At 69.2% G+C, this 25,929-nt stretch carries 21 protein-coding genes, 2 tRNA genes and 1 pseudogene; 18 read left to right on the top strand and 6 right to left on the bottom strand.

The window, feature by feature from the left end; all coding sequences use genetic code 11:
* Window positions 1–213: 213 nt before the first annotated feature.
* The 4 genes from ACLJQM_RS31095 to ACLJQM_RS31080 all read left to right on the top strand — a co-directional run bounded on the left by ACLJQM_RS31095 (window position 214) and on the right by ACLJQM_RS31080 (window position 8,061).
* Window positions 214–3,576 (top strand): S8 family serine peptidase, encoded by a 3,363-nt coding sequence (locus ACLJQM_RS31095; protein ID WP_410633898.1) that lies wholly within the window; start codon window positions 214–216, stop codon window positions 3,574–3,576.
* Between the two features lie 228 nt (window positions 3,577–3,804).
* Window positions 3,805–4,845, top strand: coding sequence for a 3-isopropylmalate dehydrogenase (locus tag ACLJQM_RS31090; protein WP_247013466.1), 1,041 nt, complete (start codon window positions 3,805–3,807; stop codon window positions 4,843–4,845).
* 747 nt (window positions 4,846–5,592) lie between these two features.
* Window positions 5,593–7,281 (top strand): citramalate synthase, encoded by a 1,689-nt coding sequence (gene cimA, locus ACLJQM_RS31085; protein WP_410633896.1) that lies wholly within the window; start codon window positions 5,593–5,595, stop codon window positions 7,279–7,281.
* Window positions 7,282–7,290: 9 nt separating this feature from the next.
* A complete protein-coding gene (locus ACLJQM_RS31080; RefSeq protein ID WP_247013462.1) occupies window positions 7,291–8,061 on the top strand; it encodes a fumarylacetoacetate hydrolase family protein in 771 nt (256 codons plus the stop codon).
* Window positions 8,062–8,076: 15 nt separating this feature from the next.
* On the opposite strand, the gene ACLJQM_RS31075 is transcribed toward ACLJQM_RS31080, so the two are convergent.
* Window positions 8,077–9,315, bottom strand: coding sequence for an FAD-dependent oxidoreductase (locus ACLJQM_RS31075; RefSeq protein ID WP_410633895.1), 1,239 nt, complete (start codon window positions 9,313–9,315; stop codon window positions 8,077–8,079).
* A gap of 399 nt (window positions 9,316–9,714) precedes the next feature.
* Here ACLJQM_RS31075 and ACLJQM_RS31070 point away from each other — a divergent pair, with 399 nt between their 5' ends.
* The 4 genes from ACLJQM_RS31070 to ACLJQM_RS31055 all read left to right on the top strand — a co-directional run bounded on the left by ACLJQM_RS31070 (window position 9,715) and on the right by ACLJQM_RS31055 (window position 11,637).
* Window positions 9,715–10,542 (top strand): HAD family hydrolase, encoded by an 828-nt coding sequence (locus ACLJQM_RS31070; RefSeq protein ID WP_410633893.1) that lies wholly within the window; start codon window positions 9,715–9,717, stop codon window positions 10,540–10,542.
* Between the two features lie 49 nt (window positions 10,543–10,591).
* Window positions 10,592–10,663, top strand: a tRNA-Gln gene (locus ACLJQM_RS31065).
* Between the two features lie 98 nt (window positions 10,664–10,761).
* Window positions 10,762–10,834 (top strand) — tRNA-Glu (locus tag ACLJQM_RS31060).
* A gap of 155 nt (window positions 10,835–10,989) precedes the next feature.
* On the top strand, window positions 10,990–11,637 hold the full coding sequence (locus tag ACLJQM_RS31055; protein ID WP_410633891.1) for a hypothetical protein: 648 nt from the start codon (window positions 10,990–10,992) through the stop codon (window positions 11,635–11,637).
* Window positions 11,638–11,712: 75 nt separating this feature from the next.
* Here the strand turns inward: ACLJQM_RS31055 and ACLJQM_RS31050 are convergent.
* A pseudogene (locus ACLJQM_RS31050) lies at window positions 11,713–11,961 on the bottom strand (recombinase family protein); the annotation flags it as partial.
* A gap of 526 nt (window positions 11,962–12,487) precedes the next feature.
* On the opposite strand from ACLJQM_RS31050, the gene ACLJQM_RS31045 reads away from it, so the two are divergent.
* Complete coding sequence (locus ACLJQM_RS31045; protein ID WP_410633890.1) at window positions 12,488–12,649, top strand: hypothetical protein; 162 nt, start codon at window positions 12,488–12,490, stop codon at window positions 12,647–12,649.
* Window positions 12,650–12,689: 40 nt separating this feature from the next.
* Here the strand turns inward: ACLJQM_RS31045 and ACLJQM_RS31040 are convergent, their stop codons facing one another.
* Window positions 12,690–12,932 carry a hypothetical protein gene (locus tag ACLJQM_RS31040; protein ID WP_410633888.1) on the bottom strand — a complete coding sequence of 81 codons (243 nt, stop codon included), beginning with the start codon at window positions 12,930–12,932 and terminating at the stop codon, window positions 12,690–12,692.
* 298 nt (window positions 12,933–13,230) lie between these two features.
* Here ACLJQM_RS31040 and ACLJQM_RS31035 point away from each other — a divergent pair, with 298 nt between their 5' ends.
* From ACLJQM_RS31035 to ACLJQM_RS31005, 7 genes are all read left to right on the top strand, one after another.
* Entirely contained in the window at window positions 13,231–14,103 is an 873-nt protein-coding gene (locus ACLJQM_RS31035; protein WP_410633887.1) for a hypothetical protein, read from the top strand.
* Window positions 14,104–14,225: 122 nt separating this feature from the next.
* The gene (locus ACLJQM_RS31030) at window positions 14,226–15,110 is read left to right on the top strand and encodes a conjugal transfer protein (protein WP_410633886.1); all 885 of its coding nucleotides are present in this window, start codon (window positions 14,226–14,228) and stop codon (window positions 15,108–15,110) included.
* A 15-nt stretch (window positions 15,111–15,125) separates the two neighbouring features.
* Complete coding sequence (locus ACLJQM_RS31025; RefSeq protein ID WP_410633885.1) at window positions 15,126–15,365, top strand: hypothetical protein; 240 nt, start codon at window positions 15,126–15,128, stop codon at window positions 15,363–15,365.
* Entirely contained in the window at window positions 15,362–15,820 is a 459-nt protein-coding gene (locus ACLJQM_RS31020) for a hypothetical protein (protein WP_410633883.1), read from the top strand. The genes ACLJQM_RS31025 and ACLJQM_RS31020 overlap by 4 nt, the downstream gene beginning before the upstream one ends.
* Window positions 15,821–15,825: 5 nt before the next feature.
* Window positions 15,826–18,384, top strand: a complete 2,559-nt coding sequence (locus ACLJQM_RS31015) for an ATP-binding protein (RefSeq protein WP_410633882.1) — start codon at window positions 15,826–15,828, stop codon at window positions 18,382–18,384.
* 52 nt (window positions 18,385–18,436) lie between these two features.
* Entirely contained in the window at window positions 18,437–20,425 is a 1,989-nt protein-coding gene (locus ACLJQM_RS31010; protein WP_410633880.1) for a hypothetical protein, read from the top strand.
* Window positions 20,422–21,414 carry an NlpC/P60 family protein gene (locus ACLJQM_RS31005; RefSeq protein WP_410633878.1) on the top strand — a complete coding sequence of 331 codons (993 nt, stop codon included), beginning with the start codon at window positions 20,422–20,424 and terminating at the stop codon, window positions 21,412–21,414. The genes ACLJQM_RS31010 and ACLJQM_RS31005 overlap by 4 nt, the downstream gene beginning before the upstream one ends.
* A gap of 344 nt (window positions 21,415–21,758) precedes the next feature.
* On the opposite strand, the gene ACLJQM_RS31000 is transcribed toward ACLJQM_RS31005, so the two are convergent.
* Complete coding sequence (locus tag ACLJQM_RS31000) at window positions 21,759–22,226, bottom strand: hypothetical protein (protein ID WP_410633877.1); 468 nt, start codon at window positions 22,224–22,226, stop codon at window positions 21,759–21,761.
* Window positions 22,227–22,451: 225 nt separating this feature from the next.
* Between ACLJQM_RS31000 and ACLJQM_RS30995 the strand changes: the two genes are divergently transcribed.
* The gene (locus ACLJQM_RS30995) at window positions 22,452–23,156 is read left to right on the top strand and encodes a hypothetical protein (RefSeq protein WP_410633876.1); all 705 of its coding nucleotides are present in this window, start codon (window positions 22,452–22,454) and stop codon (window positions 23,154–23,156) included.
* 30 nt (window positions 23,157–23,186) lie between these two features.
* Here ACLJQM_RS30995 and ACLJQM_RS30990 read toward each other — a convergent pair whose 3' ends face one another.
* Window positions 23,187–23,600 carry a histone-like nucleoid-structuring protein Lsr2 gene (locus ACLJQM_RS30990; RefSeq protein WP_410633875.1) on the bottom strand — a complete coding sequence of 138 codons (414 nt, stop codon included), beginning with the start codon at window positions 23,598–23,600 and terminating at the stop codon, window positions 23,187–23,189.
* 58 nt (window positions 23,601–23,658) lie between these two features.
* Window positions 23,659–24,219: a hypothetical protein gene (locus tag ACLJQM_RS30985; RefSeq protein WP_410633873.1), complete on the bottom strand. Its 561-nt coding sequence runs from the start codon at window positions 24,217–24,219 to the stop codon at window positions 23,659–23,661.
* A gap of 9 nt (window positions 24,220–24,228) precedes the next feature.
* On the opposite strand from ACLJQM_RS30985, the gene ACLJQM_RS30980 reads away from it, so the two are divergent.
* Window positions 24,229–25,929: an ATP-binding protein gene (locus tag ACLJQM_RS30980; protein WP_410633871.1), complete on the top strand. Its 1,701-nt coding sequence runs from the start codon at window positions 24,229–24,231 to the stop codon at window positions 25,927–25,929.

Below are 25,929 nucleotides of genomic sequence, written 5' to 3'. Positions count from 1 at the left end.
CCCCCTGTCACCCGGCAGGGGGCCTTCGTGCGCAATCACAACTACATAACGGAGTCCTTTGCCTACGTAAGTAGGTGTTTTGGGGCATTAGGTTCTCCCCGCGAGGTTGAACCACGCGCCGTCGAGGGCACGGCGCTTTGCCGCGCTTCACCGTCGGGGGTGTCAGGAGCGGCAGGCAGGTTCGGGTCCAGACCTCGAGTAAGGGGCCGACTCATGAGCAGATCCCGCTTACCCGCTCGCGCCACGACGGCGTTCTTCGCCGTCGTGCTGGCGGCCGCGCTGGGCGCGCCGGTCGCGAGCGCGGCGGACGCTCCGCTCGCCGACGGCGTCTCGCCGGCGAAGATCGACGACGCGAAGCTGCAGGGCAAGCTCTCGCCCCGGCTCGGCGCCGCGCAGGGCCGCGTCACCGCGTTCGTCGAGCTGGCCAAGAAGCCCGCCGTCGACGCGTTCACCGCCACGCAGCCGCAGGGCAAGGAGCAGGCCAAGCGAGCCGCTCGCGCCGCCAAGGCGGACACCGCCGCCGCCGTGGACTCGGTCGTGAACCAGCTGCGCTCGGGCAACGCCCAGCCGCAGGTCGTCACCCAGACCGCCAACGCCGTCCCCGGCGTCGTCGTCACCGCGGACGCCGCGAAGCTGCGCGAAGTCGCGAAGCGGGCGGACGTCGTCGCGATCCGCACGGTCGTGCCGAAGACCCGCACCAACGCCAGCTCCGAGCAGCTGACCAACACCCTCGCGGCGTGGCAGCAGACCGGCAAGTTCGGCGACGGCGTCCGCGTCGGCGTGATCGACGACGGCATCGACTACACCCACGCCGACTTCGGCGGCCCCGGCACGCCGGCCGCGTACAAGAGCGTCGACAGCACGAAGGCGACCCCGCTGTTCCCCAGCGCGAAGGTCGTCGGCGGCACGGACCTCGTCGGTGACGACTACGACGCCGCGACGGCGGGGAAGACCACCCCGAAGCCGGACCCGAACCCGCTCGCCTGCGGTGAGCACGGCACCCACGTCGCCGGCACCATCGGCGGCTTCGGCGTCACCGCCGACGGCAAGACCTTCAAGGGCGACTACAAGAAGCTGGACGCCAAGAAGGTCGACGCGATGCAGATCGGCCCGGGCACGGCGCCGAAGTCGCTCCTCTACGCCATCAAGGTGTTCGGCTGCGCGGGCTCGACGAACGTCACCTCGCAGGCGCTGGACTGGGCGCTCGACCCGGACGGCGACGGCGACTTCACCGACCACCTCGACGTCGTCAACCTGTCGCTGGGCTCCGACTTCGGCGCCCCGGACGACCCGGACTCGCTGTTCGTGCGCAAGCTCGCCGCGAACAACGTGCTGCCGGTGATCTCGGCGGGCAACGGCGGCGACATCAACGACATCGCCGGTTCGCCGGGCAACACCCCCGAAGCGCTCACCGTCGCCAGCACGCGTGACGCGGGCATCCTGCGCGACGCCGCCGAGGCTACCGCGCCGACCGCGGCCAAGGGCCAGAAGACGGGGCAGTACAGCCAGAACTACACCGGCTACGACACGCTGAACCTGACCGCGCCGGTCGTCGCCCTGTCGGCGGCGAACAGCGCGGGCTGCGCGCCGTACTCCGCCGAGGACAAGGCGAAGGCGGCCGGCAAGTTCGTCTGGCTGGAGTGGGACGACAACGACTCGACCCGCGCCTGCGGTTCGGCCGCGCGTGCCAACAACGCTCAGGCGGCCGGGGCGAAGGGCGCCCTGCTTTCGTCCACTTTGGAGCACTTCAGCGCCGGCATCGCGGGCAACGCGGCGATCCCGATGTTCCAGTTCACCGGCTCCGCCACGAAGACGCTGCGCGCGGCGCTGACCGCGGGCACGCTGCAGATCCGGCTCTACGGCACCGGGCGCGCCTCGGTCCAGACCTACGACAAGACGATCGTGGACACCCCGAGCTCGTTCACCTCGCGCGGCACCCGCGGCCCGGCCGTCAAGCCGGACGTCGCCGCGCCGGGTGACACGATCACCTCGGCGTTCCGCGGCAGCGGCAACGGCCGGACGGTCCTGAGCGGCACGTCGATGGCGGCCCCGCACACCGCGGGCATCACCGCGCTGGTCCGCCAGTCCCACCCGGACTGGTCGGTCGAGGAGGTCAAGGCGTCGGTCATCGACACCGCCGGCCACGACGTCTCCGACGGCGCCGGCCACACCTACGCGCCGCAGCGCGTCGGCAGCGGCCGGATCGACGCCAAGGCGGCGCTGGACAACCAGGTGCTCGCCTACGTCCAGGACGACCCGGGCGCGGTCAGCGTCAGCTTCGGCACGGTCGAGGCGTCCGGGCCGGTGACGCTGTCGAAGACGATCAAGCTGGTCAACAAGGGCGTCACGCCGGCCGAGTACACCGTCGCCTACCAGGCGGTCACCGCGCTGCCGGGCGTCGAGTACACAGTGGACAAGCAGACGGTGAAGCTGACCCCGCGCGGCACCGCCAAGGTCAAGGTGACGCTGAAGATCACCGACCCGAAGGCGCTGCGCAAGGTCATGGACCCGACCATGCAGGCCACCCAGGCCGGCCTGGCCCGGCAGTTCGTCGCGGACGCCTCCGGCCGCGTCGCCTTCACGCCCACCAGCGGCGCCAAGGTGCCGCTGCGGGTGTCGGTCTACTCCGCGCCGAAGCCGGTTTCGACGATTTCCACGCCGCAGTCGGTGAAGTTCGGCGCCGACGCCACCCAGGCCGTGCTGAACCTGGGCGGCAAGGGCGTCGACCAGGGCTCCGGCGCGCAGCGGTACCGCTCGCTGATCAGCGTGCTCGAGCTGCAGGCGGAGTCCCCGCAGCTGGCCGAGTGCGACGCGGACGTGGTCACCGACTGCACGCTGAACAAGACGGCCAAGGGCGGCGACCTCCGCTACATCGGCGCGGCTTCGACCGCTCCGCTGGCGAAGGCGCAGGGCGAGCCGGAGAACGCGCTCCTCGCGTTCGGCCTCTCCACGTGGGGCGACTGGGCGAACATCGGCAGCAACACCTCGCCGTTCGTCGACATCGACACCACCGGGGACGGGCAGCCGGACTTCGAGACCTACGTGACGAAGGCGACCGCCACGGACGCCCTGCTGGCCGTCACGGTCTCGCTGGGCGCGGGCTTCCCGACCGTGGACGTCCAGGCGGTCAACGGCCAGCTCGGCGACGTCGACACCAACGTGTTCGACACGAACGTGATCACGTTGCCGGTCTCGCTGTCCGCGCTGGGCATCGACGCGAACGCCGACAGCCACCGCATCTCCTACACGGTGGGCGTCAGCGGGTTCTACGTTGCGCCGGGCACGACGAACGGGCTGATCGACTACGCCGGCACGCCGCTTTCGTTCGACGCGCTCGCCCCGGGCTACTCCGTCCAGGGCGGCGGTGACGCGGCGCTGGGCTACGTCGCGAAGCCGGGCACGGCGCTGGTCGTCACCCGCAACGCGGCCTCGGCCGCGGCGGACAACGCGCTCGGGCTGCTCGCCATCGAGCACCACAACGCCGCGGGCAACCGGGCGAACGTGGTCAAGGTGGACGCCGCGCAGGGCGGGCAGGCGGCGCACGGCCGTCAGCCGATCGGGGCTGGTCACCACTAGTCCCCGGCAAGATCGATCTGTGCAGGACAGGGGCGTCTCCGGTGGTTTTCCGCCGGGGGCGCCCTTGCCCGTATTCACCCGATTGGGTGTCTCACCCTGCGGGAGGATGCGGCATAAGGGTGGTGCGGCTACGGCCATTTGTCTACGGCCGGTAACCTTCCGGCTGCTGGCGTTTTGTTGCGGTGGGCCATCGGTGCGTCCGGTGGCCTGGTCGACGGAGGTGTGTGGATGCGGCTCGCGGTGATCCCAGGTGACGGGATCGGGCCCGAGGTGGTCGCCGAAGCGCTGAAGGTGCTCGGCGAAGTGGCACCGACAGCGGAGATCACGAACTACGACCTCGGCGCCGCCCGATGGCACTCGACGGGGGAGCTGCTCCCCGAGTCGGTGCTCGGCGAGCTCCGCCAGCACGACGCGATCCTGCTGGGCGCGGTCGGCGACCCGACGGTGCCGAGCGGCATCCTCGAGCGCGGGCTCCTGCTGCGCCTGCGGTTCGAGATGGACCACCACGTCAACCTGCGCCCGGCGCGGCTGTACCCGGGTGTCCGGGGACCGCTGGCCGACGCGGGTGACGTCGACATGGTGGTCGTGCGTGAAGGCACCGAAGGCCCGTACGCGGGCACTGGCGGCCTGATCCGCAAGGACACCGAGCACGAGATCGCGACGGAGGTCAGCGTCAACACGGCGTTCGGCATCCGGCGCGTGGTGGCGGACGCGTTCAACCGGGCCGAGGCCCGGCCGCGCAAGCACCTGACGCTCGTGCACAAGACCAACGTGCTCTCGTTCGCCGGTTCGCTCTGGTCGCGGATCGTCGAAGAGGTTTCGCTGGAGCACCCGGAGGTGACGGTCGCCTACTCCCACGTGGACGCGGCGACCATCCACCTGGTGACGGACCCGTCCCGGTTCGACGTGATCGTGACGGACAACCTGTTCGGCGACATCATCACCGACCTGGCGGCGGCGGTGACGGGCGGAATCGGGCTGGCGGCGAGCGGCAACCTGGACATGACCCGCCGCAACCCGAGCATGTTCGAGCCGGTCCACGGTTCGGCACCGGACATCGCCGGCCAGGGCCTGGCGGACCCGACGGCGGCGGTGCTGTCGGTGTCGCTGCTGCTGGACCACCTGGGCCAGAAGGAAGCGGCGCGGCGGATCGAGGCTTCGGTGGCGTTCGACCTGGCCACACGGGACCAGGCTTCACCGGGCGCGACCACCGCGATCGGCGACCGGCTGGCGGCGTTGGTTTCGTCCAATGTCCGGACGGCGGGCTGAGTTTCGTTCTCCGGGAAGGCCCCGCGTTTCGGCGCGGGGCCTTTTTCGTGCCTTCGGGTGGGCTTTGTACTACGCGCTTTGGGTGCCGGCGAAGTCGTTCCCCGTCCGTTCGGGCGCCGGGACGCGTAGCGGTCTTGAATGAGTCGTTCAGGTCGCCGGAGGTCCTGAACGACTCGTTCAAGACCTTTCAGGGGAGTCTTGCCGACGGGCGGCCAGTCTCGTCCGGCGGTGCGGGCCGGATCGGTCCGATGGCGCGGGTCGGGCCTGTCCGATGGCGCGGGTCGGGCCTGTCCGATGGTGGGGGCCGGGCCTGTCCGATGGCGCGGGCGGCTTGTCCGACGGTGCGGGCCGGTCCTGTTCGACGGTGCGGGTCGGTCCTGTCCGGCGGTGCGGGCCGGTCCCGTCCGATGGTGCGGGCCCGCTTGTCCACATGCCCGCCGTGATGTGGACAAGCCGCCCGCCCAACGGCTTTCCGGCCGGTTCTGTCGGGGGCCGCCGATAGACTGGACCGGGGTCAGCCCCCAGGGAGCGGTGGGGCCTGTCCGGTGGGGGTGTTCCCGGATCGTGGGAGCTTGACCCAGTTTGTGGACTTCGCGCGAAACCCTGTGGCATGATGCGACCGTGACCAGCTTCGCGATCATTATCGACGAGCGCGCCGGACGGTAGCTCCACAAGAGCACCCGGCGCGCAACCTCTCGCACCCTTGCGGGAGGTTTTTTTGTTGCCTCGAAACGCTAGGAGATGACCGTGACCCGCCAGGAGCCCGCCGATACGCCGCTGGGTGACGCCTTCCACCTCTACGACACGACGCTTCGCGACGGGGCGCAGCGCGAAGGCATCACCTACTCGGTCCAGGACAAGCTCGCCGTCGCGCGGCTGCTGGACGAGCTGGGCGTCGGGTTCATCGAAGGCGGCTGGCCCGGTGCGCTCCCCAAGGACACCGAGTTCTTCGCCCGCGCCGCGAAGGGCGAGCTCAAGCTGAACCACGCGGCCCTCGTGGCGTTCGGCGCCACCCGCAAGGCCGGCACCACCGCCGACGCCGATCCGCAGGTCCGGGCCCTGCTCGACAGCGAAGCGCCGGTCATCACGCTCGTCGCGAAGTCCGATCTGCGCCACATCGAACGCGCCCTGCGCGTCGACGTCGACGAAGCCTGCGCGATGGTCAGGGACACCGTCGAATTCCTCGTCAAGGAAGGCCGCCGCGTTTTCCTCGACGCCGAGCACTTCTTCGACGGCTACGCGCACTCGCCCGAGACCTCGCTGCGGGTCCTCGACGCCGCCGCCCACGCGGGCGCCGACGTGCTCGTGCTCTGCGACACCAACGGCGGGCAACTGCCGCTCGACCTCGCCGGAACCGTCCGGGAGATCAAGGAAAAGACCGGATTCCGCCTCGGGATCCACTGTCAGGACGACACTTCCTGCGCCGTGGCGAACTCCGTCGCGGCGGTGCAGGCCGGCGTGACGCACGTCCAGTGCACCGCCAACGGTTACGGGGAACGGGCCGGCAACGCCGACCTCTTCGCCGTGACAGGGAACCTCGTGACCAAGCTCGGCATGGACGTCCTCCCGACCGGAGGAGCGGCCGAGCTGACCCGGGTCTCCCATGCCCTTGCCGAAATCGCTAACCTCGCCCCCTACACCCACCAGGCTTACGTAGGGGCGTCGGCTTTTGCCCACAAGGCAGGACTGCACGCGAGCGCGATCAAGGTGGATCCGTTGCTGTACAACCACATCGATCCGTCTTCCGTCGGCAACGACATGCGGGTGCTGGTCACCGAGATGGCCGGCAGGGCCAGCCTCGAGCTCAAGGGACGTGAGCTCGGGGTCGACCTTGCCGGCCGGCCCGAAGCGCTGACGAGCGCCATCACCAAGGTCAAGCGCCTCGAATCCGAAGGCTGGTCCTTCGAGGCCGCCGACGCCTCCCTGGAACTGCTGCTGCGCCAGGAGGCCGACGTCCCCGCCGAGGCGCCGTTCGAGCTCGAGTCCTACCGCGTGGTGCTGGACCACCGCGCCGACGCCGAAGTCGTGTCCGAGGCGACGGTCAAGGTGCACGTCGGCGGCCAGCGCGTCATCGCCACCGCCGAGGGCATCGGCCCGGTGCACGCGCTCGACGCGGCCCTGCGGAAGGCGCTGTCGCCGCACCTGTCCTGGTTGGACAGTGTGGAGCTCGCCGACTACAAGGTCCGCATCCTGCAGGGCCACCCGGGCACCGACGCCGTCACGCGCGTGCTGGTCGAAAGCACCGACGGCGAACGCGAGTGGACCACCGTCGGCGTGCACGGGAACATCGTCGAGGCCAGCTGGCTGGCGCTGTGCGACGCGCTGGTCCACAAGAGCTCGACCGTGGCCCCGGTCACTGTGACATCCGGGCCCCCGGCCCGGGCCGGGGGCTCCGCCACCCGGAACCCCCGAAGGTCGTCGAGTGGGCGGACGTAGACTGACGAAGTGCGCCTAGCCCGTATTGCTCATCCCGGTGGTGTCGCGTTCGCTTCGGTCGAAGGGGACGGCGACGACGCCCAGGTCCTGGAAATCGCCGAACACCCCTTCGGCAACCCCAACTTCACCGGCAAGCGGTGGCCGCTGGCCGACGTCCGGCTGCTCGCGCCGATCCTGCCGTCGAAGGTGATCGCCGTCGGCCGGAACTACGCCAAGCACGCGGCCGAGTTCGGCAACGAGGTGCCCAGCGCCCCGATGCTGTTCCTCAAGCCGTCGACCACGGTCGTGGGCCCGAACGCGCCGATCCGGCGCCCGTCCGGTGTCGGCCGCGTCGACTTCGAGGGCGAGCTGGCCATCGTGATCGGGCAGCCGGTGAAGAACGTGCCGGCCGCCCGCGCCGCGAGCGCGATCCTCGGCTACACGGTCGCGAACGACGTCAGCGCGCGCGACCTGCAGAAGTCCGACGGCCAGTGGGGCCGCGCCAAGGGCTTCGACACGTTCTGCCCGCTCGGCCCGTGGATCGAGACGTCGCTCGACGCGTCCGACCTGTCCTTGAAGGCCGAGGTGGACGGCGAGCTCAAGCAGGACGGCCGCACGTCCGACCTGGTCCACAAGATCCCCGAGCTGGTCGAGTTCGTGTCCGGCGTGATGACGCTGCTGCCCGGCGACGTCATCCTGACCGGCACCCCCGAGGGCGTCGGCCCGATCGAGGGCGGCCAGAGCGTCTCGATCACCATCGAAGGCATCGGCACCCTGACCAACCCGGTCGAGAACGTCTAGTCCCCGCTTTTCGATTCAGCGCCGGGCCGGCTCCATCGGCCGCCGGGCGAACGCCGGAGCGTGCTCCGGCCGCAGCCCGAGGCCGAGGAGCCGGGCCGGGAAGTACGACAACCGCGGGAACCGCGCGAACAGCTTGATCATCGGCGCCGGCGGGCCGTTGCGCTTGCCCGCCATCACCGCGCGCATCACGGTCCGGTGCAGCAGCCGCTGCAGCCCCTGCACCAGCAGCGTCGGCGCCAGCCGCCGTCCGCGCACCTTCGCCAGGTCCGCCGGCGACGGGCGGCCCCGGCGCAGCGGCTCGGCCAGCAGCGTCGCCGCCGCGACCGCGTCCTGCACCGCGAGGTTGATCCCGACGCCGCCGATCGGCGACATCGCGTGCGCCGCGTCGCCGATGCAGAGCAGCCCGTCGACGTGCCACCTGCGCAGCAGGTTGAGCCGCACGTCGAGGAACTTGACGTCGTCCATCGTCTCCAGCTCGTGCACCCGGCCGGCGAACTCCGGGCAGATCTGCGTGACGTTGTCGCGGAACGCCTCGATGCCCTGCTCGCGCAGGTCGTCTCCCTTCGGGCCGAGGTAGGCGACCTGGAAGAAGTCGGGCCGGGGGAGCGGCACGGCGAAACGGCGGTCGCGCATCCTCGGCATGAGCATGCCGCCCACGTCGCCGTCCTCGCGCGAGAGCCGGAACCACCAGACGTCGAACGGGCAGTCGTACTCCCGCGGCACCAACCCGGCTTCGCGGCGCGCGAGCGACCAGCGTCCGTCGGCGGCGATCACCAGGTCGGCGCGGATTTCCCCGGTCTCGCCGTCCTTCGTGCGGTAGGTGACGCCGGCGACGCGGCCGTGCTCCCGGACCAGGCCGGTGCACTCGGTCTCCATCCGCTGGACGAACGTCGGCTCCTTGCGTGCGCTCTCGGCGAGCAAGTCGAGGAAGTCCCACTGCGGCACCATCGCGATGTACCGGTGGGCGACCTTCAACCGGGTGAAGTCGGCCAGCTTCATCACCTCGCCGTTCTCCTGCGGGAACCCGGCGGAGGTCAGTTCGCTGTGCGGCAGCGCGTGGAACTTCTCGCCGAGGCCCAGCTCGTCCAGCAGCGTCAGCGTGGACGGGTGCACCGTGTCGCCGCGGAAGTCGCGCAGGAAGTCCGCGTGCTTCTCCAGCACTGTCACCTCGACGCCGGCCCGGGCCAGCAAGAGCCCCGTGACCATCCCGGCCGGCCCGCCACCGATGACGACGCAGCCCGTGCGTTCGGTCATCTCGACCATCTCCCCATCTATTCATCACTTGTTGAATAAGTTGAGGATGCACCCGCGAGAGGTCGGCGTCAAGGGCTGTGACCGGGGATACGCTGATCGGGCTACGGCCCGGTGGTTGCCGGAAACCGTCCAAACGCGACTGTTGGTCGACTTTGCCCGGCCATGCCGCGGGATTGCCGGTCCGCGCTTGTGGACGGAACGGATCTCCAAGCACCGCAAGGGTTTTCGCGGAGTGGGAACAGTCCGCACCGGAGGAGTCGACGTCGCCCGCGATCGGTGTCAGGTAACCGGCAGAAGACGGTTCGCCAACTGGGAGTAGAGCGGCTGCGCCGGAACGGGCGTGCGCCAATCACCTCTTTGGCAGCGTCGCGAACGCGGCGGTTGCCCTAGCCTCACTGGGTGGATTTCGCCTTGGCACCCCGGACCCCTTCGCGAACCGCCTCGCCCGCCGCGGGAGCGTCCGAGCCCTGGGCGCCGCCCGAGTTGCGGCTGGTGTGCCTGGACATCGACGACACCCTGATCGACTGCACCGCCGCGATCCGCCGCACCCTCCACATCCTCACCGGCCGGGGCGACCTGTGGCCGCTGTGGGACTTGATCACCGAAGAGCACGTCGCCTTGGTCGTCGCCGGCGAACTCGACTACGCGACCATGCACCAGCGGCGCACGGACTGTTTCCTGGCCGAGCTCGGCATCTTCGCCGACGCCGAGCAGGTGAGCTCGTTCGAGCGCCGCCGAAGAGAGCTGCTCGATCATTCGTGGCAGCTGTTCGACGACGTCCTCCCGTGCCTGGAGTGGCTCCGCGCGGCCGGCCTGGCCCTGGCGGCGGTGACGAACGCCTCGGGCGTCCACCAGCGGCGCAAGATCGCCGACCTCGGCCTGGCCCCGTTCTTCGACCACGTGGCCATCGCGGGCGAACTGGGCGTGGCGAAGCCCGACCCGGTGATGTTCCACACGGTGTGCCTGGGCATGGACTGCGCCCCGGCCCAGGCGGTCCACATCGGCGACAAACTGGACACGGACGCGATCGGCGCCCGCGACGCGGGTCTCGGCGCGATCTGGCTCGACCGCGACGGCATCGGCGAGCGCGCCCCAGCGGGCGTCCACATGCTGGCCGGCCTCGCCGAGCTCCCTGAGCTGCTGGTTTCCGAGTACGCGACGATCGGCGTCCCCGCCCAGCGCCGAGCCGAGACCCCCGCTTTCACGGTCGGGAACGGCGTGCTCTAGTATTTCTCCTCGTGCGGTGCTGGACCGGCAAGCCGGGAAAGTACCTCACTGGGGTATGGTGTAATTGGCAGCACGACTGGTTCTGGTCCAGTTAGTCTAGGTTCGAGTCCTGGTACCCCAGCTGCGGAGAGTGACCCCCCTGCAGAGCGAGAAATCGCCTCTGGTAAGTTCTCTCCAGCAAGAAAAACCGAAAAGCCCTGGGAAACCAGGAAGTTCCTAGCCCCCGTCGTCTAGCGGCCTAGGACGCCGGCCTCTCACGCCGGTAGCGTGGGTTCGAATCCCATCGGGGGTACAAACAGCATCCACGGAAGCCGTGTTGACCGAGGTCAACGCGGCTTTTTGCTGTGTGGATGCCATGGCGTCAGAGATCCTTTCCGCGGTTTGTGCGGTAGTGGGCAAGTGGTCAACAGGTAGTTTAACCGTGATCGTCACCTCATCACCCGGCCCGTGCACGTAGACACTGAGTCGGGTGACTTCGAACAGTTCGTGCAAGAGTTCCCGAGGTGCCTTCACCAGGTTTACGGCGAGGTAGGGCAGTGCGTCCAGGCGGCCGATGTCGGCCGCCGTCCGCTCGCCGGGCAAGTCCGCCGCATCCAGCCGGGCGATGTTGGCCAGCGAGCCGTTCTTCTGCTTCTCGAGATCGTTGTACTGCTGGCGGAGACCGAGGGTAAACGGGTCATCCGGGTCGCCTTCCCGGGCCTGCCTCATGATCGAATCCTGCTGGCGGGCGATCGTCGCCAGCGCTTTCTGCTCGCGCGATCGTTCGGCCTCTCGCTCCCGGGCTGCGGTGTCGTCGACGCAGTCCAGCTCAGCTTCGAGGATCGCTTGTCGTTCCGAGCCGAAGAGGCGGTCGGCGTAGAACCGGCAGATGGCTTCGAGCAGCTCGTCCTCGCGCACCCTGACCGAAGAAGGGAGGCCGGGGTGGAGTTCGGGCGTGGCTTGGTTGTTCTTGCGCGGCCAGCACAGGTAGTACGCGGCAGCTGTTGGCTTCTGATCGCCGGTCATGCGGCGGCCACAGCTGTGGTGCACTCGCCCGCGCAAGAGGTATTTGCGAGTGGTGAGCGGGTGGTTGTTGAGAGAGTCGCTGTCGCGTGACCCGCGGCCCAGCGTGCGGTTGCTGTTGATCGCGTCGAACATCCACTTGGGGATCAAGGGCTCGTGGACGGGGTTCGGCGACCAGACCCACTTGTACGGCTCGTTGACCCGGCCGCGCTTGGACGTCGTCGCGCGCCGGTTGAAGACCTGGTAGCCGGTGTACTTCGGGTTGCCGAGGATGTTGTACACGGCACTTCTGGTCCATGCGCCACGAGAACGAGCTTTGCATGGGGCTTCGGGGGGTGGGTACTTCTCGGGGTCTGTGTTGAGCCGCCGGGCGATCGCTGTGCATCCGAGACCCTCGTAGTGACGCCACAAGGCCATCTCCGTGACCGCTTGGCCGCGCATACCGTCCGGCTCGAGCCTGGACTTGGTCTTGCCCTTCTCGGCCTTGACCGGGCTCGGGTGCGGGACGATGTTCGCCCGGTACCCGTATGGCGGCTGACCGATGTTCCAGCCGTCGCGGACGTGTGTGCACAGCCCGCCCCACGACTGCTCCAGGGTGTTGAGGACCTCGTACTCCGCGATCGACTGGTTGATCCGGCGTTGGAGGATCCGCTGGGCCCGGCTGCCCGAAAGCGTCAGCGGCTCGTTCGACGCGAACAGCGGGACGTCGGCTCGCTCCAGTTCCCGCTCGACCGAGATTCCCTCGAAGGCCCGCCGGGCGACTCGCGCGATGTTCTCGCAGATGACGACGTCGAACCGGCGGTTCGGCCTCGCCGCCTCGTCGAGGAGGTCGGCGATCCCGCCGGCTCGGGGGACCGGAATGTTGAAGCGCTCGTAGCCCTGCCCTTGGCCGCGTTGGTCGAGTTCCAGGCGTCCGGACTCGACGTCGAAGAAGTGGGCGGTGATGACCCACGAAGCCGGGATGGCGTTCTTGCTGTTGGTCAGCTGCCGGATGATGGATTGGCGGGGGTCCTGGTGGTCCTCGGTCGAGGTGCGAGCTAGGAACGCGACGCGGACGTCGTCGTTGAGCAACGCCTTCGGCATCCCCAGCGGGGACACGGCGTAGTCGGACAGCCCAGCTGAAGGCGGCGTCCAGTCCTGGACGGTCATGGTTGCTTGCCCTTTTCGGACGTCTCGTGAAAGCGCGTCTCGGCCCAGCCGAGCAGTTCGTGGGTGATGGCCGCGATCCGGCGCCGGACCCGGGCGCCTTCAGCACCGGAGATGAGTTCGACGTGAACTGAGTAAGTTCGCTCGCACGTTAACTCGGATTTCTCCGCCGCTGCAAGCACAGGGTCTTCCTTGCCCGTGGAAGTCCGTTGGCAGGAAACGCTTTCGGAAGGCTGGTCCACGAGAGCACCTCCGCGGCCGGCGAGACTGTCTTCGAAACTGCGAGAAAGACACGCTCGTCACGGCCTCGGCTGATTCTCGAAGCCAACGGTCCCGACGTCCTGGCTCGGGCGGCGAGACCTGCTCCGAGGACGGGTCTCGCCGCTGTCTCGACCCCGCACTCGTGGCCGCGAGGATCCACTCGGAAGAGTGAATATCGGCTTGCTCTCGGCCCGGGGCAAGGATCCGGCCCAGGGAGGGAGCGAGCACCGGTTCCGACGCTGGCCCGGATCTTGTCATCCGAGCGAAGGAGCCGGCGTCATGTCGTCGTCGAGCAGTCGATCCACCGCGAACAGTCCGCTCACCATGCTGCAGAAGCAGTTCAACCAGGACCGCGCCGTCGCGAGGTTCGACGAGGCGCTGAACAGCTGGGCCGGAAAATCAGCCGCGCTGTCCGGGATCACGTGCCACCAGGACCTCGTCGCGATCCTGGCGACGCGCGACTACGCCCGTCACGACGAGGTGCTGCACGCACTCCTCAGCCGCGCGGCCGAGCCCGGGAGCTCAGGTGTCGTCGCGACCGAGATCGTCGTGAACGCGATGCTCCCGGCGGTGCCGGGCATCGTCGGCCGGGTCGTCCACGCGGCCCGGGCGGCCGCCGGCGGAGTCGGTGTCAGGCGCGGTGTGACGGGCGGCGGTGTCTCGGCGGCGGAGGACAGCCGAGACATCCAGGCGTCGGTCATCGGGCACCTCTGGGAGCAGACCCGCTGCTACCCGCTCCGGCGCCGGAACCACGTCGCGGCGAATCTCGTGCGCGAGACCCAGCGGGCCGCGCAGCGAGACTTCGGTGTCGATCACGGCCAGGTCGCAGCGGACGTGGTGAGCATGGACGACGACGAAGTGCACCGACCTCTCGCGGCGGTCCCGGCCGAAATGGACGCCTCGGAGGAACTGCTGGGACTGCTGTCGTGGGCGGTGTCCGAGGAGCGGCTGGACGAGCACGCCGCGACCATCCTGACCACCCGCTACTTCGGCGATCCGGTCGGCCGGGACGGCGTGGCCACGGACCGGCAGATCGGCACGCTCCTGAGCCTGAGCCAGCCGACGATCACCCGGCACCGGCAGCGTGCGTTCGAGCAGCTCGCAGCGGCCGCGGCCGAGTTCCCCGGCCGCGATCTGCCCTGGGCCGGCTGAATCACAGCTGTTCTCCGCCTGCGTGACTCGGGGGCTGAGGAAAGCGTTTGCGGCGAGGGCGGAGGTGAACGGTGATCAGGGTGCGAAGCCATGCCGAATCCGGACGGAGTCCACTGGTCAAGATGTTGCCGGGCGCCGATGCCGACACCGTCTTGCGGGGCGCGACGCGGCGTGGCGGCCGCGCGCTCGCGTGGCTGGCCGTCCTGGCCAGTCCCGCGCTGACGATCGCCGGTCTCGTCGTCCTCCAGCCAGCGGGTGCGCCACCGACGCGGGACGGTGGCGCGCCCGCGTCCTCGGCGGCGCCGGAGGGCTGGGCCGAGATGTACGTCCGGTCCTGGCTCTCGGCGACCCGCGAAGACTCGGCCGGGATCGAGACCTTCTTCCCCGCCGGGGTCGAGCTGCAACGACCACCGGGCACGCTGGTTCCGATCGACACTGCCGTGGTCTCGGCGGTCTCGCCGGACCCCGGCTCGTGGTCCGTCGTGGTGGTCGCCGACGTACTTGTCCTCCAGCCGGACGGAAAGCGTCGAGCGACCTTGCTCTGCGCCCAGGTCGCGATGACGGGCGGCGAAGGCGCGTACGTGGCCATCTCGCTGCCGTCGCCGGTCGCTTGCCCCGGAACCCTCGGTGCGGTCGATCCGGCCTACGACGAGACCGCCGATCCCGCCGGGCCCATCGGGCAATCCGTCTCCGGCTTTCTGGCCGCCTACCTGGCGGGGCAAGGACAGCTCGACCGGTTCGTCAGCCCCGGAGCGAGGCTTGCCCCGCCGCTGCCCCCACCCTTCACCGCGGTCGAGCTGACCGAGCTGAGGACGCACGAAAAGTTCGAACCCGGGCAAGCCGCCCGTCCCCCGGACGGGACGGCCGTCCACGTACTCATGCGCGCCGGGGCTTTCGACGCCACCGGGCAGACCATGCCGGTCGACTACGCGCTGACCCTGGTCGCGCGGGCCGGCCGGTGGGAGATCAACCGCATTGACCCGGCGCCGCTGCGCGCGGGCCGCTAGGCCGAGGAGGCCCCGATGACCGTGCTCGCCGCGGACGTGAAGTCCTGGATCGACACGAACCTGGCGTGGGGCGACCAGTCCGTCCGGCGCCTCATCCTGCTCGCGGCCATCGTCGGCGGGATCGGCCTGCTGATCGGCACCCGCGGGAACTTCACCCGGGCCATCAAGTACGGCGTGATCGCGGCGATCTTCCTCGGCATCCTGCTGAACATCGACGCGGTGGCCGGCATGTTCGGCGCCTGGTTCACGCATTGACCGCGCCGAAGTCCCGCGGTGACGTCCTGGTCGGCCGCTCGTACACGCGGTCGCGCCGGTTCCCGCGGATGTTCGGGCGCATGCCCGGCCGTGACGGCGGATACCTGCCAGGCGGCCCGTACACCCTGACGCAAGGCGTCCTCTTCCTGGTCCTGCTCGTGGTGGTGTGGAAACTGCCGCTGCTGGACTGGCTCGGTCCGGCGCGCTGGTGCTTGCCGCTGTCGGCGGTGTTCGTCCGCCGCGCCCGGATCGAGTCGCGTACGCCGCTGGGCTGGCTCATCGGGCTGGGCGCGCACCTGCTGACCCCGGCGGAAGGGATGCTCGGCCACCGGCCGTACCGGCCCGCGAAGCCGATCCGGACGCGCGGCCGGCTCTACCTCCACCCGGTCGCCGAGGCGGCGGAGCCCGCTGAATCCCCGCTGCAAGCAGTCCTCGCTCAGGCACGCGGGAGGTAGTGGCGATGGACGGTCCGGTGACCGACGTGGCGGGCAACCTGCTCTTCTGCGCCGACGGCTCGACCTGGGCGGTCTGGCGGGTCCAGCCCCACGAGAGCGCCCGGTCGACCGGGCGGCAGCTCAAGGAGCTGTACGACCGCACGGTGACGTTGATGAAGTCGTTGCGCGGTGAGGTGCTGATCGCGTCCTTGTGCGAGCAGGTCCAGCCGCACGCGATCGTCCGGCGCTGTCTCGACGGCGTCGACCTGGACGCGAACCCGCACTGGGCCGAGACCGTCCACAACGCTTGGGACCAGCTCGACTCGCTCGACGTCCTCGGCCGCAGCTACTGGATCGCCAAGCCCCTCAGCGGACACGGCTGGAAGGAATCGGCGCAGTCGCTTCTCCGCACGACGGCCGCGGCCCTCGGCGAACAGCTCGGTCTGCCGTCCCGGCCGGCGACACCCGCAGCGATCGAGTCCGGCCGGGAGCGCGCCCGGGTCGCCGGGCAAGAACTCGGTGGTGCAGTGCCCCTGCGTCCGGCAACCGAGGCCGAAGTGCTGTGGTGGCTGTGCCGGGCGCCGGTGCGTGGAGTCAACGAGCCACAGCTCGAACGGTCTTCGGTCCTGCACAACAGCGGACTCACGCTCCGGCGCGGGAACAGCCGGGCTCAGCTGGCCGTGGCCCGCAGCTGCGTTTTCGACGAAGGCGGCCGCACCGATCGACGCGGCTGGGCGCCGTTGGAGATGCTGAGCCGCCGGTTCCTGAAGTGCGTGACGCCGTCCGACGACGGCTCGGTCGCCAGCTACCAGGCGTACCTCTTGCTCGCCGAGATGCCGCGGGCGTTCACCTTCCCCGGGCACGAGATCTTGGCGCGGCTGGCGGAGATCGGCTTCGGTGTCGACTACGCGCTGAGGATCACCGCGCACACGAACGAAGACGCTCGCGCGGCGAACCGGCGCCGCACCCGCGACCTGATGGGGCAGGACGAGGAGCACGCCGGCGACGCGGCCGGAGTCCCGGCGGACGTCGTCTCGGCGCAGGAGGAGATCCAGCACAAGAACGCCCGTCTCGGCGCCAGCTCGACCGAGATCGAACTCGAGGTCGGCGTGCTCGCGTGCGTCTGGGGGACCACCCCTCGTGAGGCGGACACCAAGGCGAAGGCGCTCAGGCAGGCGTTCCTCGGCGGCGAATACCGCTGGGAGCGGCCGCTGGGTGGCCAGCGGCAGCTTTACCAGGCGATGTTGCCCGGCAGCAGCACGCCGATGGTCGTCCGCGAGTGCAGCCAGAACCTCCTGGCCAGCGACTGCGCGATGCTGCTGCCGGTATCGGCGACGGACTTCGGCGACCCGGCCGGCGCACTGTTCGGCTTGACGTTGGACGGCGGTGCGATCGCTCCCTTCCTGCTCGACCCGACGTACGGACCGACCCACGACTCGTCCGGCGGGATCGCCGTCATCGGTGAGCTCGGGGCCGGCAAGTCGGTGATCCTCAAGAACGTCGCGGCGGTCGTCCGGTTGATGCTCGACGGCCGCGTCATCGTGATCGACCGGACGCGCAGCCGCGAGTGGGAACCCGTTGCCGCGGCGCTGCCGGGTGAATCCCAGGTCGTCGACATCGTCGACCCCACGCTGGACGGTTCCGACGCTTCGCGGTTGCAGCACTCCTGCGATCCGCTGCGGGTCTTCCGCAGCACCAGCAAGTCGAGCACCGGAATCGCGGAAACGTTCTTCGCGGCCTGGTTGGATCTGGAGTCCAACTCGGCGGAGCGGGACGCGCTCGGCCGCGGTCTGGACGCCGTCAGCGGCAAGCCGGACGCGTCAAGTAATCGACTTGTCGACACATTGCGGGTTCATGGCAAGCGCGATCCCGCTGCAGGTGCGCTGGCGGACCGGCTGGAACGCCTGCGCCGCGACCCGATCACCCGCCCGGTCTTCGACGACGACCTGGAGCCGGTGGACCTCCTTGGTGCGGACATGGTCGTGTTCTGCACCAACGAGATCCCGCTGCCCACCGCGCTGGAGACGGTTAATGAGCGGATGGCCGCGCGGATCCCGCCGCGGAAGCTGTTCGGCCGGGCGTTCCACCTGCTGATCGCGGCGATCGCCAAGGAGATCTGCTTCACCACCGATCGGTGGGGCGAGTTCATCTGCGACGAGGCGTACAACGTCACCGGGACCCCTGAAGGGCAGCAGATCGCGCTGGAGTTCGTCCGGGACGGACGCAAGCACGCGGCGGACGCAGCTTTCGGGTCGCACGCCCCGCGCGACCTCGGCGACGACGTGCTGCGCGGCTTGATCGCGGTCCGGTTCCTCGGCCGCCACCGCGACGAGGGCTTGGCGCGCAGCGGTCTAGCTTGGCTCGGAGCCGACCCCGGCGACGCGCGCTACCTCGACGTCGTGACCAAGGAACTCTCGCCGCTGGCGCCTGGCGGGGGAGAGGCGGAGCGCCGTGCGCGAGCGGGGGAGTTCCTGGTCCGCGACCACTCCGGTCGGGTCGGCAAAGTCAAGGTGACGACTCAGCCTTACCGGACGCTGCCGGAAGCCGTACTGACGACCCCGGCCATCCTGCGTGGCCCGCATTGAAGTACCGCCTGCTGCGCCGTGCCTGAAGCGGAAGTCCGGCGCTGGAGGGCAGATGAGGATCGCATTGGTTTTGGTGGTCGTCGCCGCGATCACCTTCTGCGCGCCGGGAATCGCGGGCGCGCAGACCGCACCCAACCCGTGCGAGCCGTTCCCGACTTGCCTGTGGATTCCCGGCGGCCGGCCACCGAGTCCGGCGCCGGATCCGGATGCCCCGCCCTTGCCCCTGCAGGACGATCCGGGGCACCACGTCCACCTGGGCGGCATCTTCAGCATCGACGACGGCTACGGCCGGGATCTGCACAACTACGACCTCTTCGCGAACCTGCCCTCGCTGCTCGACAACCCGATGCCCGCGATCTGGCTCTGGCTCGCGAACATCGGCTTCGCGGCCGGGAAGTACGCGGTCGGGTTCTCGGTCTGGTTCACCGAATGGGCCGCCTCCACCGAGGTCACCGACTGGATCAAGGCGCCGGCGCGCAGCCTCGAAAGCATCTGGCAGGCGTCCGTCATCGGCGAACTGAGGCTCCGCGAGATCGCGATGCTCATCGCCACCTGCTACCTGGGCCTGCTCTTCGCCCGTGGCCTCACCACCCGAGCGTGGCGCGAGACGGCGTCCACCATCGCGGTGAACGTCCTCGCCTTCGCGATCCTCACGCACCCCGTTGACTTCCTCGTCGGTGACGACGGCGTGCTGTCGCTCAGCCGGGATCTCGGCGCGGACGTCTCCAGCGTCATCATGGGGCAGGAGCCAGGCGGCACTGGGAATCCGGCCGCGCCGATTGGGCAGGCACTGATCGACAACTTGCTGATCACGCCGTGGGAGACGCTGAACTACGGCACCCCGATCAGCCGGGTCGACGGCATCGACGGTGCCTGCCAGTACTCGGTCAAGCGGATCCTCGACGACGGCCCCTGGTCGGGCAAGGACGACAGCACCAAGGCCCGCGAACTCGACGGCTGTCCCGGTGACTACGGCAAGTACAACGAGGTCGCTGACGGCGATCGAGCGTTGGGTGCCTGGCTGTACGCGATCGCGATGCTGCTTTTCGCGATCCTGACGATCTGCCTGAACGCCGTCCAGGTCCTCGCGCCGTACCTGCTACTGTTCGAAGGGCTGCTGCTGGCGCTCGCCCTGGTCGTCGCGCTGGTGCCGTCCATGCAGCACCAGCTCACGTACCGGGTCAGCTCTATCGCCGCCACTCTCGCCCGGCTCCTGGCCGGCATGGGTTTTCTGGCCGTGATGACGGTGCTGCTGCGCACCCTGATGGTGGCCGACCTCGGCCCCCAGCTCGTCCGGTTCGCCGTCATCGATCTGGTCGTCTTCTCCGGCTTCCTGTTCCGCAAACGCCTCGCCGCCAACCTCCAGCGCGTCCGGGCTCGAGTCAACTCGAGATTGCAGCGGCTGGCGCGGCCTCGCGGCGTCCCGAAGGCGCTGCCGGCTCCGGTGGTGCCGCCGGGGCCGGACCGCCTTGCCCGGACCGTCAAAGCAGGGACGTCGGCGTTCACCGAGACGATCGCACCGGTCGGGCGTCTCAAGGACCGATTGGTCACGGCGGGCCGGGCTGGTGGGCGCGCGGGTGGCAAGGTCCTGAAGTACACAGTCGGTGCGCCCGTCTCGTGGCCGGATGCCGCTCACCGGGCGCAGACGGCGCTGACCGCCAAGGCCGGAGTGGCCAAAGCTTCGCTGGCGCGCCGGGCCGAGAAGGCGAAGACCTACTCTGCAAGTCTCGTCGCGGTTCCCGGTGCCTTGCCTGCCTGGCGCGCTGCCACCGCTGTGCTCTCGACCATCAACACCCGAGCGGCGCGGCAGAAGCCGCTGCCGTCGACGCACCTCAAGCCCGACATCAACGCTGTGACACCTCCTGCCGCCGGCCGGAAGCCGGACTTCACCGGTACGGATCTCGCGGCCAAGGCGGGCAATCGCGGGTTCGTTGCCAAGCCGGGCAATTTGCCCTCTCACACCCTGTTGCCGCCAGCGATGATTCCGCCACCCAATCCTTGGGCGCAGCGACTGCGTGACCGGCTCGGCAGTGGACGATGAACCCGCTGCTTGTCCTGCGCGGAGCCGAAATCGCTCGAGAACAAGTCCGTGAGCATCCCGCTCGCTGGGGCTGTTTGGCCGCACTGCTGCTGTTCGGGCCGCCCGCGGCTTGCGTTCTGGTTGTCGTCTTCATGTTCACCGCGCTGTCTGGAGCGGACGACGAGCGCGCGGCGTCTGCCCCGGCGCCGGGCGCGGTGGCTGACATCCCGGCCGAATATTTCGTTCTGTACCGGGAGGCGGCACGAACCTGTCCCGGCCTCGATTGGTCGATCCTCGCGGCGATCGGCAAGATCGAGACCGATCACGGACGCTCCCGGCTGCCGGGTGTCCACAGTGGTGTCAACAGCGCGAAAGCCGGCGGTCCGATGCAGTTCTTGCAGTCCACGTTCGACAGCGTCGTCGGCCGCCACCCGATCCCGCCCGGGGGAGCCCATCCGCCGTCGAGGTACAACTCGCATGATGCCATCTACACCGCCGCGGCCTACCTCTGCGATTCCGGAGCGCGCGACGGCCGTGATCTGCACGGGGCGATCTTCGCCTACAACCACGCCGAGTGGTACGTGGGGAAGGTTCTCGCCCAGGCGCAGCAGTACAGCTGCGGGGCAACGCAGGCGCCCAGCGCGGCCGCGCAAGCTGCGATCGCGTTCGCTTGCCGGCAACTCGGCTTGCCCTACGTCTGGGGTGGCGACGGGCCGGGCAACGGCGACCGGGGCTTCGACTGCTCCGGCCTGACCAAGGCCGCCTACGCCGCAGCGGGGATCGGCCTGCCACGCACCGCGCAGACCCAGTACTCCGCAGGACCGCGAATCGGCGTCGATCGGCTTCTGCCGGGGGACTTGGTGTTCTTCGGAAGCGGCCCGAACCACGTCACCCACGTCGGGCTGGTCATTTCGAACGATGCGATGGTCAACGCCCCCGACTTCGGCAAGCCGGTCCGGGTAGACCGCATCGGAAATGCACTCGGAGCCACCCGGCCCGCGGGATCGTGATCGATTTGATGACCCTCGCCGGAAAGTGCGAAGATCAAAGCTTGTGGGGCGAAGGGAAGTCGCACGGCCGCCGGTGGTCGCCCTGACTGCTGTGGTCACGCTGGCGATCGCCGGGTGCAGCACCGAGGTGTCCGGTACCGCTGTGCCCGGTGCGGCTGGTGGTCGGCCGTCCGGATCCGATGCGTCGCCTGGTGTGCTGCTGCTTCAGCAGCCGAGTACCGGGTCGGCCAAGGGTTGAGCTGCCTCGTCAGCATGGGCGGCGGGCTACGTCGCCGCTGGCGTTCAAAGTCGGCCGCAGCACGGCCGAGATCAGCGTGTTCTCCGTGAAGAACCTCAAGGGCAACTTAGCTCGGCTTCAGCTGCAGAATGCGGACACACGGCTGGTGGTCTTGCCATGGTTGAAGTCGGACGTAACCGGTGACGGCGCGCTTGTGTGTCGTGCCGGTGACATCCACTTCGATCACCGGATCGTGGAAGCGCACTTCGCCGTCGGCAGGAATCGCCAGCTGCGTCGGAGCTTCGACAGCCAGCATGACCGTGCCGCCGAGAAGTGACTCCGAATCAGGGCAAGCCATGGCTTTCGCGCCGTCCGCTCCTTCGATGACGTCGGCATTGAGCCGCCGCAGGAATTCTTCGGTCACGGTCTTGGCGGCCTGGAGCTGGCTGTCGCCGTTGCGTGAGAAGGACGACGGTGTGGACGTCTCGGTCGGTGACTGTGTCGTCGTGTCCGGCGCCGGGGCCGCCTCTCGGTCATGACTGAGGATGAATCCCGGCGCCGCGAACCCGGTCACCAGCACCACGACGATGACCAACCCCAAAGCTGCGAGTACGACCCAGAGGCCGGTACGTCGCCGCCGCGGCGGCACCGGATTTCCGCCCAGAAAGGGGCGAGGGCCATATGCCGGACCCTGTGCATCAGACCAACCCGGTGGCGGCCGGCCCAGCCGCCCATGGAGCCGTGCGGCGCGCCGGGGCACCGTATTGCGTATGCTTCGGCAACGGTCCGTTTTGCGGGTGCGACATGACTGCCTCCCCTGGTGGCTGATCGAAAGAATACTGTGCGCCGGGGTTCGGTGCATGTAAATCCGCGGGTCGGCGACCTGTCTCAGCTGTCACAGGACAAGCGTGAAGAAAGGCCCACTGAGATGAACGTTGACCCCTGCATCGGCGCAGCGTTCGCCCGTCCCGGACGACGAGGACGGGCTGCCGGTCACGCGGGGATTTCGACGTTGCCTCCTGATGCCGACATGTTCCCCGGTACGCACGGCCGGCAGGTCGTGCCGGAACACAGCGCGCCGGAGGCGCTCCGGCTGGGAGAACTGCTCGCGAGCGGCGCGTTCTGGTGGATGACCGCCGCGGCTGCCGCGATCCTGATCGCGGTCCTCGTCCTCCACCGACTCTTCCGTTCCCGCCACCTCCGCAACCGGGTCCGGTTCGACCTGTTGCCGACGTCGGCCTTCGATCCGTCGTCGCAAGCGGTGCTGGGGTTCGCGCACCAGCTGGGCCGGGTGCGGCCGGTGCACGGGTGGGTGCCGAAGTCGGCGGTCGGGGTGCGAATCCGGTTCAGCACGGATCCAGAATTCGGGAAGGTCGTGATGAGTGTGGAGGGGCGCGAATCGGTGACCGGCGTACTCAGCAAGCTCGTCTATCCCGACGTCGAGATTCGCCGGGTGGTAACCGAAGGTGCCGTCGTCGACGGCGAGGGTGGTTCGTCCTCGCCGTCGACCGGACGGCAGCGGTGATCTCTCCCCCGTGATCTGCTGGCCACATTGCTACTTCCGCGCGGCGGCGACCTTCTTGCGAGGTGTGCGCTTCCGCGGAGCCGGGGCAGGAGACGCGGCTTCTGCCGCCTGGGCCGCTTCGTAGGCCGAGATGACCTCGGAGGAGAGACGTCCCCGTTCGGAGACCTCGTAGCCGTTGGAGTTGGCCCAGGCGCGGATCTGCTGGTTGCGCTCGCGGTCGCTCGCGGTGGTCGTGGTCGACTGGCCGGTCGCCACCCGGACCTTCCGGCCACCGACCCGGCGGGCGGTGGTGATGTAGCGGGCGAACTCGTCGCGCAGGGCGGTACCGTTTTCGTCCGACAAGTCGATCTCGTAGGTCACGCCGTCGAGACCGAACTGGACGGTCTGGGTCGCGGCACTGCCGTCGATGTCGTCGAGGATCTCGACGAGGACTTTCTGAGCCACTGAATACTCCTCGGCTGGATGAGCGTTGGTGAACGCGACCGCTTGGTCGTATGGCAATTTACCCCGCGGATTCTGCCGCATGAAAATCCTGTGACATCTCCCATGTCTGGTGTTGCGAGTTGCGGACAAGGAGCTCGTGGGAGGAGAACCCGCCGTGCATCACGAACCGAAAGCGCCTGATTTGCACGTGGCGCGCGCCGAGCTGGTGCTGGCGGGGCCGGCCAACGTTCCCCTGCGTGCCTTGCCGATCCGGCCGGACGATCCACTTCAGACTCTGGCAAACGCCGTCGGTGACGTCCGGCCGGACCTCGGTGAATCGGTGGACGTCTGCCTCGACCTCATTCCGTTGACGCCCGCCAGGATCCGCCATCACGCACGGGACGTCGGCTGGAAGGACGGGCGAAAGGAGACAGGGTCGTTCGGCGCAGTCGCGGAGTTCGCGGCCGAACTGCTCGGCGAGTTCTTGCCGGTCGCGCGTCCGGCAGCCGGAGGCCGTGTGCGGAAAGCGACGAACTCTGCTCAGCGCGTGGTGAACAAGTTCGTGACCGACGAGCCGGTTTTTGCTGTCCAGGTTCTGATTCGATGTGTCTCGGAAATCCCTGGCCGCGCGCAGGCCCACCTGCGGAGCGTGATCGGCGCGTTCGACGTGTACCGCGGCGAGAACTACTGGCGGGTGCGTGGCCCCCGGGTGTTCGGCTGGCACTTCGGCGCGGACACCGTCCTGGTGCGCAAGGTTTTCGACCGGCGCTTCCGCACCGGGATGGCGAAGCCCAGGGCGAATTCCCTCGTCACGACGCGCGAGATCGCCGCGCTGCTGAAGCCGCCGTCCGGCCGGTGCCAATCGCCGGCGATCGCGCGCAGCCGCGGTTGGGTCCTGCCGGCTCCACGGGAGGTACCGACGTACCGACCGGGGACCGGATTGGTCCGGCTCGGCTACGTCACCGACGTCAACGGTGACGAGCGCCTGGTCGGGGTGCCCCTGCGGGAGCTGCTGTTCTCGGCCCGGTTCGGCAAAGCCGGGTTCGGGAAGACCGAGGAAGCATTGGGGCAAGCCATCGAGATCGCCCGCCTCGGTGGTGGCGTCTGGTTCCTCGACCCCCACGCCGACGGGTGGAAGCGCGCCAAGCCCTACCTGTCGGATCCCGGCCTGCGTGGCCGGCTCTGGGAGGTCAACCTCGACGTGCGTGGCCGAGGTAAGCGCTTACCCGGGTGGAACCCGCTCAGCATGGCCGGCTTCTCCGAGGCCGACATCGAGGACCGCGTCGACGCCGTGGTGACGTCGTTCGCCGCCGCGCTCGGCTGGGGCGATGCGGCGCCACGCGCGAAGTCGATCCTCACCAAGGCCTGCGAGGCTCTCTGCTACCTCGCGATGCGGCTCCCGGCGGAGTGCGCGCCGACGATCTTCCAGATTCCCACGATCCTGGACGACGAAACTTGGCGAGAGTCGGTCCTGCCGGTGCTGAAGCCGAGTGTGCGCAGGTACTGGACGGATTCGTTCCCGAAGCTCGCGCCCGACGCGACGACGGTCGTCACGAACATCATCAACCGGCTGCGCACGAGCCCGACGCTGTCGGCGTTCCTGGGCTCGTCCGTGACGACGTACGACGTCCGGAAGGCGATGGACACCGGGCGGATCGTGTTCGTGTGCACGACCGGCACCGGCGAGACGAACAAGCTGATCACCTCGTTCATGATCTACGACCTGTTCCGGGCCGGCCGTTCTCGCGCGGACACCCCCGTGGAGAAGCGGCGCAGGTGCGACGCGTTCGTCGACGAACTCGCCGCGGTCGACGGTGCCTCCCGCGGCTACCTCGCGGCGATCCTGGAGCAGCTGCGCAAGTACCGGGTCGCACTGCACGCGATGAACCAGATGCCCGACCGGCTCGCACCCGAGACGCGCAGAGCGTTGCTGCAGAACCAGTCGTTGCTGATGACTTCGGCGGCCGCGATCGATGGCGCTCGGACCGTGGCCCGCGAGTTCGGCGGCCTGGTGCAGCCGTCGACCGTCACCGAGCTGGAGCAGTTCCACCACGTCGTCACCGTCACCCTCGGCGGGCAGCGCACCACGCCGTTCAAGATCCGCGGCCTGCACGTCGACGACGAATACGCGGAGCACTTCCACCCCGAGTGGAACCGCGACGTCGACGAAGCTCTCGACCTCAACCTCGCCCGGCGGCCGATCGGTGTGGTGCTCGACGAGCTCGAGGACCTGGACGACCGGATCCTCGCGACGCTGCAGGCCCGCCGGCCGGCTCCTCCTGCGCGTAGAGGACGCCCGCCGACCCGGGGGAGCGGTGCGGCCATCGACCTGACCTCGACAGTGGAGTGA

Source organism: Amycolatopsis sp. cmx-4-83 (genome assembly GCF_046548815.1).
In the GTDB taxonomy this organism is placed as follows: Bacteria; Actinomycetota; Actinomycetes; order Mycobacteriales; family Pseudonocardiaceae; genus Amycolatopsis; species Amycolatopsis pretoriensis_A.
This window is presented reverse-complemented; position numbering and strand designations above follow the sequence as displayed.

What these genes read in the sequence shown, in the direction of transcription:
- ACLJQM_RS31095 (WP_410633898.1), top strand. Translation starts at nt 214, where the DNA reads ATGAGCAGATCCCGCTTACCCGCTCGCGCCACGACGGCGTTCTTCGCC.
- ACLJQM_RS31090 (WP_247013466.1), top strand. Translation starts at nt 3,805, where the DNA reads ATGCGGCTCGCGGTGATCCCAGGTGACGGGATCGGGCCCGAGGTGGTC.
- ACLJQM_RS31075 (WP_410633895.1), bottom strand. Translation starts at nt 9,315, where the DNA reads ATGACCGAACGCACGGGCTGCGTCGTCATCGGTGGCGGGCCGGCCGGG.
- ACLJQM_RS31045 (WP_410633890.1), top strand. Translation starts at nt 12,488, where the DNA reads ATGACCCACGAAGCCGGGATGGCGTTCTTGCTGTTGGTCAGCTGCCGG.
- ACLJQM_RS31035 (WP_410633887.1), top strand. Translation starts at nt 13,231, where the DNA reads ATGTCGTCGTCGAGCAGTCGATCCACCGCGAACAGTCCGCTCACCATG.
- ACLJQM_RS31030 (WP_410633886.1), top strand. Translation starts at nt 14,226, where the DNA reads ATGTTGCCGGGCGCCGATGCCGACACCGTCTTGCGGGGCGCGACGCGG.
- ACLJQM_RS31025 (WP_410633885.1), top strand. Translation starts at nt 15,126, where the DNA reads ATGACCGTGCTCGCCGCGGACGTGAAGTCCTGGATCGACACGAACCTG.
- ACLJQM_RS31015 (WP_410633882.1), top strand. Translation starts at nt 15,826, where the DNA reads ATGGACGGTCCGGTGACCGACGTGGCGGGCAACCTGCTCTTCTGCGCC.
- ACLJQM_RS31010 (WP_410633880.1), top strand. Translation starts at nt 18,437, where the DNA reads ATGAGGATCGCATTGGTTTTGGTGGTCGTCGCCGCGATCACCTTCTGC.
- ACLJQM_RS31005 (WP_410633878.1), top strand. Translation starts at nt 20,422, where the DNA reads ATGAACCCGCTGCTTGTCCTGCGCGGAGCCGAAATCGCTCGAGAACAA.